General features: G+C 49.3%; 12 protein-coding genes. 11 read left to right on the top strand and 1 reads right to left on the bottom strand.

The window, feature by feature from the left end:
- The first annotated feature begins 2 nt into the window (after positions 1-2).
- A complete protein-coding gene (locus MH144_RS01435; protein ID WP_239296953.1) occupies positions 3-1,625 on the top strand; it encodes a response regulator in 1,623 nt (540 codons plus the stop codon).
- Positions 1,626-1,819: 194 nt separating this feature from the next.
- Here MH144_RS01435 and MH144_RS01440 read toward each other — a convergent pair whose 3' ends face one another.
- Positions 1,820-2,581 carry a response regulator gene (locus MH144_RS01440; RefSeq protein WP_239299209.1) on the bottom strand — a complete coding sequence of 254 codons (762 nt, stop codon included), beginning with the start codon at positions 2,579-2,581 and terminating at the stop codon, positions 1,820-1,822.
- Between the two features lie 283 nt (positions 2,582-2,864).
- Here MH144_RS01440 and MH144_RS01445 point away from each other — a divergent pair, with 283 nt between their 5' ends.
- From MH144_RS01445 to MH144_RS01490, 10 genes are all read left to right on the top strand, one after another.
- Entirely contained in the window at positions 2,865-4,220 is a 1,356-nt protein-coding gene (locus MH144_RS01445) for an extracellular solute-binding protein (RefSeq protein ID WP_239296954.1), read from the top strand.
- 107 nt (positions 4,221-4,327) lie between these two features.
- On the top strand, positions 4,328-7,225 hold the full coding sequence (locus MH144_RS01450) for an extracellular solute-binding protein (RefSeq protein WP_239296955.1): 2,898 nt from the start codon (positions 4,328-4,330) through the stop codon (positions 7,223-7,225).
- A 19-nt stretch (positions 7,226-7,244) separates the two neighbouring features.
- Positions 7,245-8,201, top strand: a complete 957-nt coding sequence (locus tag MH144_RS01455) for a carbohydrate ABC transporter permease (RefSeq protein ID WP_239296956.1) — start codon at positions 7,245-7,247, stop codon at positions 8,199-8,201.
- 2 nt (positions 8,202-8,203) lie between these two features.
- Positions 8,204-9,079 carry a carbohydrate ABC transporter permease gene (locus MH144_RS01460; RefSeq protein WP_239296957.1) on the top strand — a complete coding sequence of 292 codons (876 nt, stop codon included), beginning with the start codon at positions 8,204-8,206 and terminating at the stop codon, positions 9,077-9,079.
- A gap of 15 nt (positions 9,080-9,094) precedes the next feature.
- Entirely contained in the window at positions 9,095-10,558 is a 1,464-nt protein-coding gene (locus MH144_RS01465) for a hypothetical protein (protein ID WP_239296958.1), read from the top strand.
- A complete protein-coding gene (locus MH144_RS01470; RefSeq protein ID WP_239296959.1) occupies positions 10,542-11,177 on the top strand; it encodes a Yip1 family protein in 636 nt (211 codons plus the stop codon). The genes MH144_RS01465 and MH144_RS01470 overlap by 17 nt, the downstream gene beginning before the upstream one ends.
- Before the next feature lie 16 nt (positions 11,178-11,193).
- Positions 11,194-13,776, top strand: a complete 2,583-nt coding sequence (locus MH144_RS01475; protein ID WP_239296961.1) for a DUF5696 domain-containing protein — start codon at positions 11,194-11,196, stop codon at positions 13,774-13,776.
- 53 nt (positions 13,777-13,829) lie between these two features.
- Entirely contained in the window at positions 13,830-14,675 is an 846-nt protein-coding gene (locus MH144_RS01480) for a carbohydrate ABC transporter permease (RefSeq protein ID WP_239296962.1), read from the top strand.
- Between the two features lie 17 nt (positions 14,676-14,692).
- The gene (locus tag MH144_RS01485; RefSeq protein WP_239296964.1) at positions 14,693-15,637 is read left to right on the top strand and encodes a carbohydrate ABC transporter permease; all 945 of its coding nucleotides are present in this window, start codon (positions 14,693-14,695) and stop codon (positions 15,635-15,637) included.
- 209 nt (positions 15,638-15,846) lie between these two features.
- A complete protein-coding gene (locus MH144_RS01490) occupies positions 15,847-17,544 on the top strand; it encodes an RICIN domain-containing protein (protein ID WP_239299211.1) in 1,698 nt (565 codons plus the stop codon).
- The last annotated feature ends 60 nt before the right edge of the window (positions 17,545-17,604 follow it).

The following is a 17,604-nucleotide window of genomic DNA, read 5'->3' on the forward strand; positions in this document are numbered from 1 at the left end:
GAATGTATAGACTTTTAATCGTGGACGATGAGGAAATTATAACGGATAGTCTGTATGAGACGTTTGCCAGATATATGCCAGACAGCCTTGACGTGTGCAAAGCCTATTCAGCTGCGGAGGCGTTATCTTGGATGCGGCGCTCCAGGATCGACATTGTTCTGACAGATATCCGCATGCCGGGAACAAGCGGTCTGGAGCTGACCGAGGAGATTCAGGCCCGATGGCCTCAATGCCGCGTTATTTTCTTGACAGGACACAGTGATTTTGATTATGCCTACAAGGCTTTTCAAATGGGCAACGTAAGGTATTTACTCAAAACGGAGGGCTATGACAAAGTGATGACCGTCGTCGAACAGGTCATCGAAGAGATTCGGCAAAGTCATACCATGAATGAAGTGCTGGAACAGTCTGATGAGATTACTTCCAGATTAGCCGCGCTGCAGCAAGAGGAATATGTGCGTAAGCTTCTTCAGCAGTGTAAGCCGGCCGGTTCAGCAGATGAGATTCAAGCTGAACTGACGCGAAGAAACATTGAATTGCATGCCGATTCCCCGGTCTTCCTGGTGCTTGGACGCTTCAACACGATGCCTGTAAACCCCGCTGATCTCGAACATGTTCAGGCATCCATTCGAGTGATCGGCTCTTCGCTTATCCGTGAACATGCGATATCTGCCAGCGTAACCGATCATTATGGCGATGCCGTCTGGCTGATTCAACCGAATAGAGAGAACGTCAGCGGGGACGATCATTTTGTCACCTATGTCGAAGGTACATTGGAACTGGTTCAAGAAGCTTGCCAGTCCTCTTTAGGTGTATCCATAGCATTCGCATTAAGCGGACAGGGCTGTCCATGGTCTCAAATTCCAAGACAATACGAACGTTTGCGTCTCCTGCAATGGATGAAGATCGGGGACGGGGTATCCATGGTGTTAACAGATAAAACCGAAGAACCTGCAGTGGGGGCTTCCAAGGAATACATCCGCATTTCAAGCCGGATCGAAATAATGATCGGATATTTGGAAACCGGCAGGTTCCAGTCTTTTTATGACGTTTTTGAAGAGCTGGTCAACGAATTGCTGCAGCAGGATATGATCATGGAGCGAGCGATGGAGACGTACTATCACTTGGCACTGATGCTGTACACCACATTCAATCGTTGGGGGCTTCCGAATGAGATCCCTGATCAGCGACGCCTTCTTCATCTCGGAGATTATCGAAGTATCAGGGAGGCCGTACACAACCTGTACCAAGCTGCTGATCAGTTGGTTCAATTCAAACAGGCCAATGAAGCGGAACGGGCTAATTTGGTGACCCAAACGATATGCACGTACATCAAAAACAATCTGGAGAAGGATTTATCCTTGGTCCGACTGGCTGAAATGAATCATTTCAACCCATCCTACCTCTCACGGTTCTTCAAGCAGGAAACCGGGATCAATTTGTCTGAGTTTATTGACGATTGCCGCATTCGAAGAGCCAAGGAGCTGCTGGCCCATACGGATCTAATGGTGCGGGAGATCGCGCTGCAAGTCGGTTATGAAGCAGCTCATTCGTTTACGCGTCTGTTCAAGAAGCTGACAGGTATGACGCCGCAGGAATATCGCGAATCCTTGCTGGTTCGATAGGGGAAATGTAAGAAACAGAAATGATTGGCTGAGACATGTTTCAAGAGTCAAGTATGCTTACGTACATTGATTATAGGTTTACTGTCTTCATCAAATGTCATAAAGATCCGGATATGAAAAAAACGCAGGAGCAGTTGCTCCTGCGTTTTTTTGGTTTTGTCTGGAAGCGTTCCAAATAGCAGATTAATTTATACTTATGCCGAATGGGTTTTCTGTCTCCGGTAGGCATTGGGACTTGAACCGGTATATGATTTGAACTTTTTGTAGAACCAATCAATATCCTTATAACCGACCTCTACAGCTATTTCGTAGATTCGCAAACTGGTAGAGGATAGAAGCTGCATGGCTTTCTCCATACGCTGCTGAAGCAAGTAATCCGTGAAAGACATATTTTCCTCCAGCTTGAACTTCTGACCCAGGTAAGCGCAATTGAAATGCAGCATATCGGAAATTTTCCTTAGCGTGATTTCTTCCCCCAGATGATCCCGAATATAGGCTTTGACCAGGCGGATGACATGACTGGAGTTCATTGCTTTTCCGTAGATTGGAATAGGGGTTGGGGTTTTACTAGGCAAACTTGGTTTGACTGGTTCAGAGCTCAGCCTGTTCTGCATTCCAAGTAAACTATTCAGCAGATCAGAGGGCCGGACTGGACCGGACAAATAGTCATTTACCTGATAAGCCAGCGCTTTCCGCACAAGTCGGTAGTGATCTCTTCCACCCAGCAGAAGGATTGGAATATCACTTGTTTTCCGTATGTGGTGACATAACCACAGCCCAGCCGTATCACACCGCTCCGTGAATACAACAACAATGGCAAATTGCTGTTCAGACAAAGCAGTCAGGGCTGCAGGAGCAGAATGGACACATTCACCGATCACATACTGCGATTTGTTATGGTTCAGCAGTTGCTGAAGTTCTCTGCACCAACGGCGACTGTAATCGACAAGCAGCATATTGTACAAGAAGCATGACCTCACCTTCCTGAATTTCGTGCGGGCGTTTCATCTCTGGATAAAGGCATAATTTTATTATGGGAATAAAAGAAAGCGCATACAATGTGCAACTTTTTGCAGACAGTGCATTTCTTTACCAATTCCCATTAAAAAGACAGCGTTTCACTTCAAAAGCCTGCCTTTCTATAATTTGTCAGGGTAAATATCTAATTTTCATCAGGTTGTTTACGCTTTCATCCGAGAGATACACTGTGGGAGCAAACGACAATCAGGGGGGAAGACGATGAGAAAAAACAAGTTTATGCTGCTGAGCCTGGTATTCGCGGTCATGCTGTTCATTGCTGCATGCAGTTCTACGCCAACCGCACAACCTGAACCGGAGACACCGACACCTCAGGAGGAACAACAACCTGCCGAAACTGAGCCCGTGAATCCAAACTCCACGCCGGAGATGGATTTTGATATGGGCGGCCGGACCATCAAAGTGGTTGCTTGGTGGGATATGGAGATTCAGGACAATAACCCGGACAATATTCAGCGCCTCGAAAATCTGGAAGCACTGAAGAAAAAACACAACTTTAACATCGAATATATCTCCATCGACTTTGGTGAGTATCAGGAGAAAGTGGTGGCTTCCCTGATGGCAGGTGAACCGCTTGGGGACTTTGTAAGGCTCGGTAAGGACTACGCCATCCCCGCATTGACCAAACAGGATCTGTTGTGGCCAGTAGATGACTATATCAAAAACGACAAGGTATTCAACCAGAAAACGACCAAGGAATATATGCAGTACGAAGGCAAGGGATATGGGTTTACCGAAGATCAGTCTTCGTTTATCAATGGCATTTTCTACAATCGGACCCTTATGCAGGAACTGGGCATGAAGCCACTGCAGGAATATGTGGATGCCGATGAATGGAACTGGGATACATTCCTAAGCGTCGCAAAAGAAGCAAACAAGGATCGAAACAATGATGGCAAGCTGGATACATGGGGACTTGCTCAGACGGGCCTTCTTGAACCAATTTTGTATTCCAACGAAGCTTCTCTGACCAAAGAGGATAAGCAGAACCTGGAAGATCCGAAGACCAAAGAAGCGCTGAACTTCCTGTCCAAACTAGCAACTGAGAAAGTCGGCAGAGCTTCAGAAGGTGGTGACTGGACAGAACCATCCACCTTCTTCCGTCAAGGTAATACGCTGATGTATTCAGGGGCAATGTACGAAGTGGAAGGCATTATGACGGATATGAAGGACTATGATATCGGCTTTGTACCTTTTCCAAAAGGACCAAGTGCTTCGGCATATCACTCCGGTGAATCACGCTACCAAGCAATTACAATTCCTAAAGCGGTGGAGAACCCGGAACAACTGATGTACATCTGGGAGAAAATTAACGAGATCGATTCGATCTACGAGTATCCCGGCCAATCCACGCTGGAGACACACCTGACGGATGAGGCGGACATCAATAACGCCAGAGAGGTTGCAGAGGGCATGCTTGTACTCGACCACAATACATTCCCGTCCCTGCCATTCTGGGACTTTGATGCAGAGCTTAAAGAGGGCGTATCCGTTTCTACGCTGATTGAGAAATACAAAGCTCCCTTCCAGGCAGCGATTGATGAGGTATATAAATAAGCACCTACACTATACCGGGCAGAACGCATCATTATCGGTGCGGTCTGTCCGGGTTAGTCAACCGTTAAATGGTCGCTACGCTTACAGGAAAGGGGATACATTTGAACATGCGGTCACGTAAGAAAATGGGACTGATCCTGTTACTTGTCCTAGCCTTAGTGCTCTCGATCTGGACGATCTATCCAACGCGTAATCCAGGCACGGGAACGGTACATGCGCTCGAAGATTTTGAAGCGGTCTCGAACACGGACGATGAAAGCAGCTATGAACACTATCTGAGTATGCATGCCAGCAGTGCTAAGCCGGATAACGTCATGCGAATTGAAGGCGAGTCTTATGTTCAGGCGGAAGGCGGAGCGTTCCAAGTTGTACAGGGCTACGCGGGATTGGATGGCAAAGCCGTCATTACGCCTGAAACCGGAAGCATTCGCTGGGATGTTCCTGTTCAAACGAGTGGTCTGTACCATGTCCGCATCCACTATTATCCCGTTGAAGGCAAAAGTTCAGGGATTGAACGCAGGCTGGAGATAAACGGGCAGGTGCCATTCAGGGGTGCTGACGTCTTGCTGTTCGACAGGGTGTGGGGCAATCGTGAAGAGGACATCAGGCGGGATGACCGCGGCAACGATCTCAGGCCGAGACAAGTGGAACAGCCCGATTGGCAGCTCGCTTCCTTCAGGGATAGCGCAGGTTACTTCGAGGAGCCGTTCCAATTTTATTTTGAAAAGGGTACACAGGATTTAACGCTCACCTCGCTAAGAGAGAGCATGGCCATTGATTATATCGAACTGTATCAGGAAGAGGATGTCCCCTCCTATGGGGATTTGCAGGCAAGTTATGAGACACGTGGCTTGAAACCGGCTGGTCCTGTCATGCTGAAGGTTCAGGCAGAGCAGGCAGCGAGCAAATCTTCGCCGACACTGGCACCCATCTCGGATCGATCCAGTCCTTCACTGGAGCCATATGACGTTTCCAAGATTCGGATTAACGCCATTGGAGGGATAAATTGGAAACTTCCCGGTGAATGGATTGAGTGGGAGATTGACGTGCCGGAAGACGGATTATACCAGATTGCACTAAAGGTGAAGCAGGATCAACTACGCGGCATTTATGCCACCCGCAGTCTGACCATTGACGGCAAGGTACCGTTCAAGGAAATGAAACGCATTCGTTTTAATTACAGTCCTTCCTGGCAAACGCAAGTCCTCGGAGCCGGAGAAGAACAGCCCTATCAGTTCCATCTTGAAAAAGGGAAACACCGCATTCGGATGACGGTCACACTGGGTGATATTGCCCCTCTGCTCCGTACGGTGGAGTCCAGCGTGCTGGAACTGAACGAGATGTACCGCAAAATATTGATGATCACTTCGAACCAGCCCGATCCGCTGCGGGATTATCAGCTCGAACGGCGTATTCCGGAGATGACGGAGGTGTTTGAACGACAGACGGAAACACTTAGCTCGGTTGCAGCCTATCTGGAGGAGGCCACGGGTGAGCAGAGCGATAAAGTCGCGATTCTGAATGCGATGGTCGTTCAGCTTAGGGATATGGTAGCCAGACCGGAGACGGTACCGAAACGATTGGATACATTCAAGATTAACGTGGGCGGACTGGGTACCTGGATTCTGACCGTACGAGAGCAGCCCATTACGATGGATTACCTTGTCGTATCCCAGCCAGGTGGGTCACTGCCGGATGCAAATTCTTCGGCCATCCAGCAAGTAAAGCATGAACTGGGAGCCTATGTGGCTTCCTATACGGAAGATTACGACAGTATCGGCAACGTGGAGCAAAAGAAAGACGCGATTACCGTCTGGATTACGACTGGACGGGATCAGGCCCAGGTGCTCAAAGGTCTGATCGACGATTCGTTTACGCCGGATACCGATGTGTCGGTACAATTGCGCCTTGTTCCGCCCAACATTCTGCTTCCTGCAACGCTTTCGGGGGAAGGACCGGACGTGGCCATGCAGATGGGCGAGGACATTCCCGTGAACTATGCGATGAGAAATGCGGCAGCGGACCTGAGCAAGTTCCCGGACTTCGAAGAGATTTCCGGACGTTTCCGTGAAAGCGGACTTACGCCTTACCGATACAATGACGGGGTCTACGCGCTGCCGGAGCAGCAGCATTTCCCGATGCTTTTTTACCGTAAAGATATCCTGAATGAGCTGGGCCTTGAACCGCCGAAGACATGGCAGGACGTCTATAACGCCATCGCGGTGCTGCAAAAACACAATATGGAGTTCTATCTGCCGATCGAGGATACGCTGAACAATGCAAACCTTGTACCGAATTCCACTTTTGCCATGCTGTTGTATCAGAATGATGGCACCTTCTATACGGAAGATCAGAAGAAGAGTGCACTGGATTCGGAGATTTCAATGGATGCTTTTAAACGCTGGACCCAGTTCTATACCAATTACAAATTTCCGCTTAAGGCAGACTTTCCAAACCGGTTCCGTACTGGGGAAATGCCGATTGGCATCGCCGATTATACCACGTATAACATGTTGACGGTTATGGCACCGGAAATTCGCAACCTCTGGGATTTTACCATTGTTCCGGGTACGGAGCTTCCGGACGGTTCGATACGGCATGAGGTAGCTAGTGCGACCAGCGCCGTGATGATGCTCGAAAATGCAGGCAACAAGGAAGCTGCATGGAAGTTCATGAAATGGTGGACCGATGAGCAGACCCAGATCGAATACGGAAGAGAAATGGAAGGCCTGATGGGGGCAGCTGCCCGCTATCCGACGGCTAATATTAAGGCACTGCAGCAGCTTCCTTGGCCCGTGAAGGATTATCAAAATCTGGAGAAACAATGGAAATGGGTACAAGGTATCCCGCAGCTGCCGGGAGGTTATTTCACAGGCAGGCATCTGGACAATGCATTCCGTAAAGTGGTCAACGCCAACGAAAACCCGCGTGAGGCCCTGTCGGACTATGTCCTGTATATCGATGATGAAATCGAGTTAAAGCGCAAGGAATTCAATCTGAAGTAGAAGGAAGGGAGGGTAACGGTTGCAAGCCAAAACAGCCAAGACAGCAGCCGCTCCTGCCATCCATACGCGTAAAGCGAGCAGGTGGTCCCTTTTGAAAAGGGATCTGTATCTCAGCAGACACTATTACGTATTGATGGCACCGTTTATGTTGATCTTTTTCATGTTCACTGTCATTCCGGTCGGCATTTCGCTTGGGCTCAGCTTTTTCCATTTCAATATGCTGGAGCTGCCGCGTTTTATCGGCTGGCAAAACTATTCACGCTTGTTCCTGGGGGACGATGTCTTTTTAATTGCTCTGAAAAATACGCTGCTGTTTGCCGTCATCACCGGCCCAGTCAGTTATATTGCCTGCTTTTTGTTTGCCTGGATCATCAATGAACTGTCGCCCAAAATCCGGGCGGTTATGACGCTGGTATTCTACGCTCCGTCCATATCCGGTAACGTATTTTTCATCTGGCTGATCATCTTCTCCGGTGACAGCTACGGGTACATGAATGGCTTCCTGATGCGTCTGGGCGTCACCCTGGAACCCATCCAATGGCTCGCAGATGAGAGATACGTGCTGGCCATCGTCATCATCGTTCAACTATGGCTCAGTCTCGGAACCAGCTTCCTGGCTTTTATCGCAGGTTTGCAGACGATTGACCGCTCGCTGGTGGAAGCCGGTACCGTGGATGGGATCAAAAATCGCTGGCAGGAGCTCTGGTATATTACCCTGCCATCGATGAGACCCCAACTCATGTTTGGCGCCGTCATGCAGATTACGGCTTCATTTGCGGTAGCCGAAATTTCGATTGCCCTGGCCGGTTTCCCAAGTGTTAACTATGCAGCGCATACGGTCGTTACCCACTTGATGGACTTCGGCACCATTCGCTTCGAGATGGGCTATGCCTCGGCCATTGCAACGGTGCTGTTTGCACTGATGCTTGGTACGAACGTCTTGACGCAAAAAATGCTGAGAAAGATAGGTGAATGACAATGACCAGCAAAGTACGTGCCGTGTTCGGCATGCCCAAAAGACTGAATCGGTCATTTACCGTCAGCCTGATGCTGTTTGGCCTGCTGGCCGTATTTGGATCATTTATGGTGTTACCTCTCATCTATGCTGTTAACAACGCATTTAAGCCACTGGATGAATTATTTATTTTTCCACCGCGCTTCTGGGTGAACAATCCGACAACGGAGAATTTCGCGGATCTGATTAATCTGATGGGCAATTCGTGGGTACCGTTATCCCGCTATATTGCTAATACATTGCTGATTACGATCCTGGGAACGGCAGGGCATATCCTACTGGCCTCAGCAGCGGCCTATCCGCTGGCAAAATATCGTTTTCCCGGCTCCAAAGTATTGTTTACGATTGTCATTTTGTCCCTGATGTTCTCGCCGCATGTCACAGCGATCCCGAACTACATGGTGATGTCCTGGCTCGGCTGGATTAACAGTCATGCTTCAATTATCGTGCCATCCCTTGCGTTCTCCTTGGGACTGTTTCTGATGAAACAGTTCATGGAACAGATCCCGGATGCACTGCTGGAGGCAGCGAAGATTGATGGAGCGAATGAATACCGGATTTTCTGGAGTATTGTGATGCCTAACGTGAAGCCGGCCTGGCTTACACTGATGATTTTGCAGTTTCCGGCCCTCTGGGGAACAGACGGTGGAAGTTTTATTTACAGTGAAAATCTTAAAACATTGCATTACGCGCTCAGCCAGATTGTTCAGGGAGGAATAGCGAGAGCAGGGGTTGGTGCAGCGGTTGCACTGCTGCTTATGATCGTACCGATTACCCTGTTCATCATCTCCCAGAGCAGTGTCATGCAGACGATGGCTACATCGGGCATGAAAGAGTAGAAAGGAGGCAGCGAGGTGCGGAAAAGCACATGGAACAAGCAGGGCTGGATCATCATGGGCATGGTCTGCCTCCTGTGGTTCAGCCAGGAGGCAGCACCCGCAAGTGCAGATGGCAAGCAGGATGCTTACCAATATTCCTACTGGGGCGATTCCGTTCCGGCTCCTGCAGCGTACGAGGCCACGTCCATCATTACGGGAGATAAATTGAACGCCGGCGCGTTCAAAGAACCGAGTGACATGCATGTTACAGCGGATCAGCGGGTGTTCGTACTGGATTCCGGCAATGGTCGCATCGTGGAGATGGATCGTAATTTGAAGCTGGTCCGGACGATTGATTCCTTTGAACATGAGGGCAAGGAGGAGCAATTCAATAATCCGCAAGGGCTGTATGTGAATGAAAAAGGGGATCTTCTCGTTGCTGATACCGACAATCAACGGGTCGTTCATCTGAATGAAAAAGGCCAACTGATCAAGATTGTGGCTGAGCCGAAATCGGATCTGTTACAGGCGGATTTTCAATTCAAGCCCGTTCGGGTTGTCATGGATAAAGGGGACCGCATCTACGTCATGGCAGCGGGTGTATTTGACGGATTTATGGAGTTCAGTGCCGACGGCACATTTTCCTCCTTTATCGGAGCGAACAGGGTTCAAGTTGACCCGGTAGAGTATTTGTGGAAACGGTTTGCCACGCGCGAGCAGCGCAGTCAGATGGTGATGTTCACGCCGACGGAATTCACCAATCTGGATATGGACGAAGAGGGGTTCATCTACGCCACGAGCGGCGACCGCGGCAAAGACCCAATCAAGAAGCTGAATGCCCAGGGGACCGATATCTTGCGCAGACAAGGTTATCATTACCCACAAGGCGATCTGATGTACACGAATGAAGCAGGGCCATCGCGCCTGATTGATGTAGACGTAGGAGACAGCGACATGTATTCGGTACTAGACTCCAACAGAGGGAGAATATTCACCTATAACGGGGATGGATACCTGCTCCATATTTTTGGGGGAATAGGCAATCGGTTGGGACAGTTTAACACTCCGATCGCAATGGAACGTGCAGGAGATCGAATGCTTGTTCTGGATAAAGCGCTCGGTGAGATTACGGTATTCCAGACAACGGAATATGGGCGCACGCTTCACGAAGCGGTACGCAGTTATTACAACGGGGATGAAGATCAATCCTCGGTGCTGTTTGCCAAGGCTGCCGAGATGAATGCGAACCTGGAGTATGCCTATGCGGGTATTGGCAAGTCACTGCTTCGCCAGAAGGATTATGCCGAATCTGCGCAGTATTTCAAACGGAGCATGGAGCGGCAGGGTTACTCCAAAGCTTTTCTCTTGTTCCGCAAGGAGCTGATGCGTGAGCATTTTTCGTGGATGATGTCAGGTCTATTCCTTGCTGTTGCTGCGTTTGTTACCGTCGTCATCGTTCGCAGGCAGAAAAGGAGGACAACAAATGCAAGCGCCAAGTAAGCAGCTTTACCAGTATCCGCTGCACCTCATCTTTCACCCGTTCGATGGGTACTGGGAACTGAAATATGAACGTAATCAACGAACGACATTGCTGATTGCCTGCATGATTATGCTGCTGCTGACGGTGACCAAGATTTTGCATGCCCAGTACAGCGGATTTCTCATTAATTTTAACAATCCCAAGGTTCTGAACAGTCTGCTTGAAGTGTTGTATGTCATGATCCCGGTCCTGTTCTGGTGTGTGGCCAACTGGTCGCTAACCACCCTGATGGACGGTGAAGGTAAGTTTTCGGAGATTTTCATGTCGACGTGTTTTGCGCTGGTGCCGCTGCTCCTGATTCATTTCCCATGGATCTGGTTGAGTCTCGTCATTTCCGCGCAGGAGACAGCCTTTTATTATTTCTCCAACGCACTTGCTGTGGCTTGGACGGTGTATCTGTTATTCGTGGGCAACATGACCGTTCATCAGTACACACCGGCTAAGACGGTGCTTACGATGCTGCTTACCCTTGTAGCCATGGCTTTTATGGCTTTTCTGTGCTTGCTTTTCTTCAGCCTGGTGCAGCAGATCGTATCGTTTGTCGTAACCATCTATCAGGAAATCGTGCTTCGGGGTTAAGGAAGGAGGACATCCAGTGAAATATGCTGTAGCAAAAAAAATAACCGGAATGCTGCTCATTGGCAGTCTGCTTCTAAGTGGTTGCCAGGTCTCGCCATCACCGCAAGCTCGTGAGGCAGCAGCAGCTGTAGATCAGGCCGATCTTCCCTCACTGCCTCCCGGAGAACAACTGAAATCTTCCTTCAGCGATCCTCGCCTGCAAGGCATGATTGGTATTGCCAGAAATGAAGCCTTGCAGCTGTTTATCGATGAAGAGACGGCAGAGATTGCTGTCCTGGATAGTGAGAGTGGACAGATCTGGCGCAGCAATCCGGCAGATCGAGAGCAGGACGGAATTGCAGCCGGCATTAACAAGGATCTTCTGTCATCCCAAGCCAGGCTTAGCTTTTTCAACAGCCAGGGTCAGAGCAGTACGGTGAACTCTTATACGGATAGCATCGGACACAAGCAGGTTAGCTATGAAGCTATGCCAAGTGGGGTCAGGGTTCACTATCAGTTTGGGAGCACCGAGCGCTCCATTGAAGATTTGCCGGTCAAAATCAGCAAGGAACGATTTGAGCAAAAACTGCTAGCACAGCTAGACAAGGCGGGAGAACGTGCCTTGAAGATCGGGTATACCGAAGATAAAGAAGAGGGTGTCTATGTTCGAATCGACAAAGCCCTGCAGGGTCTTCAGCTGTCCCGTGCATTGAAAGCATTTGACACGGCCGGTTATACGGAAGAAGACTTGGCACAGGATCATGCCGAACATGGGATTGATCAGGAGCGCACTGGACCACGGCTCTTCATGATGACTTTGGAATACGAACTGGATGGCGAGAATCTGCTGGTACGTGTTCCTGCATCCGGTATTTATTTTCCGGAAGAGTATCCGATCAACACCATATCCGTACTGGAATATTTCGGAGCCGGAGGCACGAAAGAAGAGGGCTCGATATTTGTACCGGACGGCTCAGGAGCACTGATCCATTTTAACAATGGAAAGCTCCAGTATCCCGGTTATCAACAAGATATTTACGGCCCGGACTCGACAATGAAGCTGCGGGAAGCCGGCTCGAATGAAGCCAAAGCCCGATTGCCGGTCTTTGGACTGATTCACAAAGATGGAGCTTTCCTTGGCATTATCGAGGAAGGAGACGCTGTGGCAGTGGTGAATGCGGATATCAGCGGCAAGCTGAACAGCTACAACAACGTATATCCAAGCTTCTATGTCATGAACAAGAGCGATGTAACGCTCCAGGCAAGTGACATGGTGCGAACACTTCCCAAATTCCAGAAAAAACCGACAGCGTCAGACTTTGTTGTCCGTTACGCCTTTGTCGGCGGGGAGAAGGCTTCCTACTCTGGGCTGGCCGAACTCTATCGGAATTATCTGCTGCAAACTGGTGGACTTCCCGAGCAGCAAGCGGGTAAAGAACAGGCGGGCATTCCATTTTATCTGAAATTGTTCGGCGGGATGACAACCCGGCAGCATATGCTGGGTATCCCTTATGATTCGACTGAGGCGCTTACGACCTTTGAGGAAGCCAAGCAGATTCTGTCCACGCTGACGGAGAAAGATGTATCCAACATTCAGGTTCGCTACGCCGGATGGTTCAATGATGGATTGCACCACCGACTGCCGGATTCCATTTCGGTGGACGGAGCCATTGGTGGCAAGAAGGGCATGCGTGACTTTAGTAATTACGCACGGGAAGCGGGTATCGGATTTTATCCGGATATAGCTCTGCTGAATGTGCAGTCGAAGAAAGGGTTCAAACCGAATAGAGAGGCTTCACGAACGTTAACCCAGGAACCGGCTGTAGTGTATCCGATGAATCAAGCTTTACAGCGCCGTGACCGGGAAAGGTCACCATCCTATGTACTTTCGCCCAATAAGCTGGATCAGGTCACAACCGAGATGCTGGATGAGATGAAGTCCATTTCAAAAGAGGAGCAGGCGCAATCACTGAGCCTGAAAGATCTGGCTGAACAGCTGAACAGCGACATGAATCCCAAGAAGCTGCTGGATCGAACAGAAGCGTTGGGCGTGGTCACCAAAGCGCTGGAACAGATCAAACAGCAGGCAGGCTCCGTTGTGGCCGAAGGTGGCAATGGGTATGCCCTGCCTTATGTTACCGGACTGACGGACGCTCCAATGAGCAGCAGCCAGTTCAAACTGGAGGATGAGGAGATTCCATTTTTCCAATTGGTGATTCATGGCAATATCAGTTACACGGGCTCTCCATACAATCTCTCGACGTATACGAACCCGAGACAATATGTGCTGAAGCTGATTGAATACGGTGCGAGTCCGTACTTCGCCTGGTTTAATGCGCCTAATCATGTAGTCAAACAGACCGATTATGACGAGCTGTACGCGGCAAATTACGAGCAGTGGATGGATCTGGCTGCCGAGATGTACAACGAGGTGAATCAGACCAATCTACCATTTGCAGGGCGTTCCATGAAATCGCATGAATCATTGGCGGAAGGTGTGTACCGAACAACCTATGACGGCGGTGGCTTCGTGATTGTGAATTATAATGATTTTTCTGTAGAGGTTGAGGGCCAAACCGTGAAAGCCCAAGGTTATGTGACTGGTGGTGAGCAGCTCTGAAGACACTCCTGAAATGGAAATGGGGAAGCCGCACGTATGCTCAGCAGAAAGCCATGTGGGGTGTCATCTACGTGCTTCCTTGGCTGGTCGGATTTGTATTATTTTTCTTTATCCCGCTGCTGGCCTCGCTGCGTTACAGCATGAGCACGATTCAGGCCAATGCGGAAGGGATTGCCATTCAATTCACCGGTGTCGCCAACTATATCCAGGCCCTCACCGTCAATACCAGTTTTAACCGTGCACTGATTGAGTCCGTTACGGATGTGCTCGTCAATGTGCCTCTTATTGTCATATTCAGTCTGTTTCTCGCCGTCATCCTGAACCAGAAGTTCAGAGGCCGGGCCGTGGCACGCTCCATTTTCTTCTTGCCCGTTATTCTGGCTTCCGGTGTCATTATGTCGCTGGAGAGCACCAGCTTGATTGATGCTGTTAATCAAAACAGTACAGGCGGAAGCGCACTGGGCACGTTCGAGCTGGAATATCTGATGTTGGATGCCGGGGTGAGCGAATGGATCGTGACGTATCTGAGCAGTGCCGTGGATCGGATCTATCAGATTGTCAGCCAGTCAGGCGTGCAGATATTGATCTTTTTGGCTGGTATCCAGACCATCTCGCCTCAGCTCTATGAGGCATCCAAGATGGAAGGTGCGACCGGGTACGAAGCATTCTGGAAGATTACATTCCCGATGGTCAGTCCGCTTATTTTTGTCAACGCGATCTACACCATTATTGACTCGTTTGCCAATAACGCCATGACTGAACTGATCCGTGATACCGGATTCGTGAAGTTCGACTTTGGCCTCAGCTCGGCAATGGCATGGGTGTATTTTATGGCGATTGCCATCATTCTCGTAATTGTATCCATTATTTTCTCGAAGCGAGTCTTCTATCAAGATTAGAAAGGAGGACGTTCAACGTGACGACTTCTCGATTATTATCGCTGGAACACTGGAAAGGCTGGCTCTGGTCTGTGATTCGGTTCGTACTGATTACTGGACTTTCCTTTGTTATCCTCTTTCCCATATTTCAGAAAATCTCAACGTCCATCAAAGATAAGGGTGACCTGTATTCCGCAGTGGTGGTATGGATCCCCCAGAATTTCTCTATCGATAATTTTCAGCAAGCTATCCGGGTTATGGATTACTGGGCGACTCTGTTCAATACCTTCGCGCTGTCAGCGACAACAACACTGTTAACGACAGCGTCCTGTGCCCTTGCAGGGTATGGTTTCGCCCGGTTGAAGTTCAAGGGGAGCAACTTGCTGTTCGCAGGTGTGATTCTCACGATACTCGTTCCACCCACGACGATTTTGATTCCGGTGTATCTGAATTTGAAAAGCTTCGACCTGATGGGCTTGATGACACTGATTGCCGGCAAACCGGTGAATCTGCTGAATACCTACTGGCCGTTCATTCTGACCGCCATTACGGCCAATTCGCTTAAAGCCGGATTGTATATTTTCATCTTTCGTCAGTTCTTCCGCGGCATCCCTAAGGAAGTGGAAGAGGCGGCATATGTCGACGGGGCTGGCATCGGGCGAACCTTTACCCGAATCATGCTGCCGAATGCAATTCCATCCATGGTGACCGTAATGCTGTTTTCCTTTGTATGGCAGTGGAATGATAGCTTCTACACGACCACATATCTGACTTCGAGCAAGGTCATGTCGACCCAACTGTCATCGCTTCCGTATAATCTGGCACAGCAAGTCAGTGATGGTGCCTCCAAGGCAGATCCTTTCTATCTGAGCATGATTCAGGATACGGGGATATTGCTTGCCATTCTGCCTTTGATTGTCATCTATCTCTTCGTACAGCGTTATTTCGTGGAGAGTGTTGAACGTACAGGGATCGTTGGCTAAAACGCTAGCTTTTCACAGTGAAGAGAGAATTGAGTTAGAGCGATCTTCTGTGAAGGGGAGGGGGAGGAGTCTTGCGCCTGAACGTTTGGAACGGGTTGCGGAAGCGTGCGCCAACGGATGCTTAGTCTACTGAGGCTGTGCTGCAATTCATCGCAATTTGCAATGAGGAGAAGCAATCGATCATGACAGGAGGATATAAAGTGAAAAAGATGTGGATGTCTTGTAAACTTTTGCTCGTTTTGGCTTTATTGATTACGATTGCTCCATGGGGAGGGAGCCGTGCAGAGGCGTGGGTTGGCATGCCTATGGGCAAACTTCACGTAAGTGGCAAGAATCTGGTGAACAGCAACAATCAGCCTGTGCTTCTGAACGGTTGGCATCAACCATCAGGTGCTTACTGGACCTATCAGAACAGCAATTATTATCTTAATCTGCACGGCAACAACCGTCATGCGGCTACACTGGCCTACCTGAAAGACATTACCGATACATTTGCGGACACAAGTCCGAAATACGGCAGCAATCATGGCTGGAATATGAATCAGGTACGTCTGTTCATTGATCGTGAGGACATGGGTGATGTGGCGGCGGGTACATACAATTTTGCCGGTGTGCAGACCGTTACGCAGAACGTCATTATCCCCTACATTCAATATGCCAAAACCAAAGGTGTGTATGTCGTCCTGGGACTCGACTTTACGTTGAAGGATGACCAGGCAACCACCGCTTCCAACCTGCAGAAATTCAATCAAATCTGGGGATATCTTGCCTCTCGTCCCGAGATTAAAAGTGCAGACAACGTTCACTTCGAGCTGATTAACGAGCCAGTGAAATCGTATGCGAATGGACATTGGGGCGGATACAACGGGGAAAATGATTTTGTGGATCACTGGAATGACCTGCGCAATTTCCAGAACTCCATCATCTCCACGATTCGTAACCAGGGTGCCGATAACGTAATCTGGGCTGCAGGTCTGGGATATAATCAGTTCTACAGTCTGACGGCAAGCCATCCATTGACGGATCCCCTGAACAACTACGGATATGCCGTTCACTGGTATCCAGGTTACGGTGCGTACGATAACTTCTCCATTTTGCAAGATCAGTGGAATACCAATGTGAAAGCAGCTGCAGACAAGTATCCGATTAATATCACGGAAGTAACCTGGTTTAAGAACAAGCCTGGCGATTCGGCCTACTGGAACTTGTTTAATGGCAGCAACGAAGGTTTCGGCACCAATACCAAAACCATTTTCAATGCGGCTGGAAACGTTAGTATTGCAGCTCACATGAACGGCTTCATTCTTGAGCCAGGGCAGCGCAGTTCTTTTGCCGATCCAACGGCCGGACTGAAATGGGATGGCGATGCTTCACGAAGTGCCATGGGACGATTCCTATTCAACTGGTACCATGAACGTGCTCAATCGTATCCAGGTAGCGGAAATGGTGGTGGACCCACAACTGGGCTTGTGTCAGGTGCAACCTACAAAATTGTGGCCAGACATTCCAATAAGGTCATTGACGTTCCTGGGGGACAAAATCAAAACAATCTTCAGCTTCAGCAGTGGAGCGATCTGGGCGGCAATCCTCAGAAGTGGGTTCTGACCTCCATCGGCGGTGGCAGCTATACACTAACCAGCGTGAACTCACCGGACAAAGTGATTGATATTCGCAACGGTACCCTCACGAACGGTGAAGCGGTTCAGCTCATGAGCAATCTGAACACGACCGCACAGCATTTCAAAGTCAACGATCTGGGCAATGGATATTGGAGCATCATTAACGTGAACAGCAACAAAGCAATTGAAGTGGAAAACGCTTCCACATCCGATGGCGCCAAGTTACAGCAGAACACCTACACGGGTGCAACGAATCAACAATGGAAATTTATTGCGGTTAGCAATTAACGTCATTGCAAAAGAGGACCTTCCCGGCTGTTATCTTCGGGAAGGTCCTCTTTTCGTTGA

Origin of the sequence: Paenibacillus sp. ACRRY, assembly GCF_022346995.1 — a bacterium.
Lineage (GTDB): Bacteria > Bacillota > Bacilli > Paenibacillales > Paenibacillaceae > Paenibacillus.

Excerpts from the sequence above, each read along its gene's own strand:
- MH144_RS01490 (WP_239299211.1), top strand. The coding sequence starts at position 15,847 with ATGTGGATGTCTTGTAAACTTTTGCTCGTTTTGGCTTTATTGATTACG.
- MH144_RS01460 (WP_239296957.1), top strand. The coding sequence starts at position 8,204 with ATGACCAGCAAAGTACGTGCCGTGTTCGGCATGCCCAAAAGACTGAAT.
- MH144_RS01470 (WP_239296959.1), top strand. The coding sequence starts at position 10,542 with ATGCAAGCGCCAAGTAAGCAGCTTTACCAGTATCCGCTGCACCTCATC.
- MH144_RS01435 (WP_239296953.1), top strand. The coding sequence starts at position 3 with ATGTATAGACTTTTAATCGTGGACGATGAGGAAATTATAACGGATAGT.
- MH144_RS01445 (WP_239296954.1), top strand. The coding sequence starts at position 2,865 with ATGAGAAAAAACAAGTTTATGCTGCTGAGCCTGGTATTCGCGGTCATG.
- MH144_RS01480 (WP_239296962.1), top strand. The coding sequence starts at position 13,830 with ATGTGGGGTGTCATCTACGTGCTTCCTTGGCTGGTCGGATTTGTATTA.
- MH144_RS01440 (WP_239299209.1), bottom strand. The coding sequence starts at position 2,581 with ATGCTGCTTGTCGATTACAGTCGCCGTTGGTGCAGAGAACTTCAGCAA.
- MH144_RS01450 (WP_239296955.1), top strand. The coding sequence starts at position 4,328 with ATGCGGTCACGTAAGAAAATGGGACTGATCCTGTTACTTGTCCTAGCC.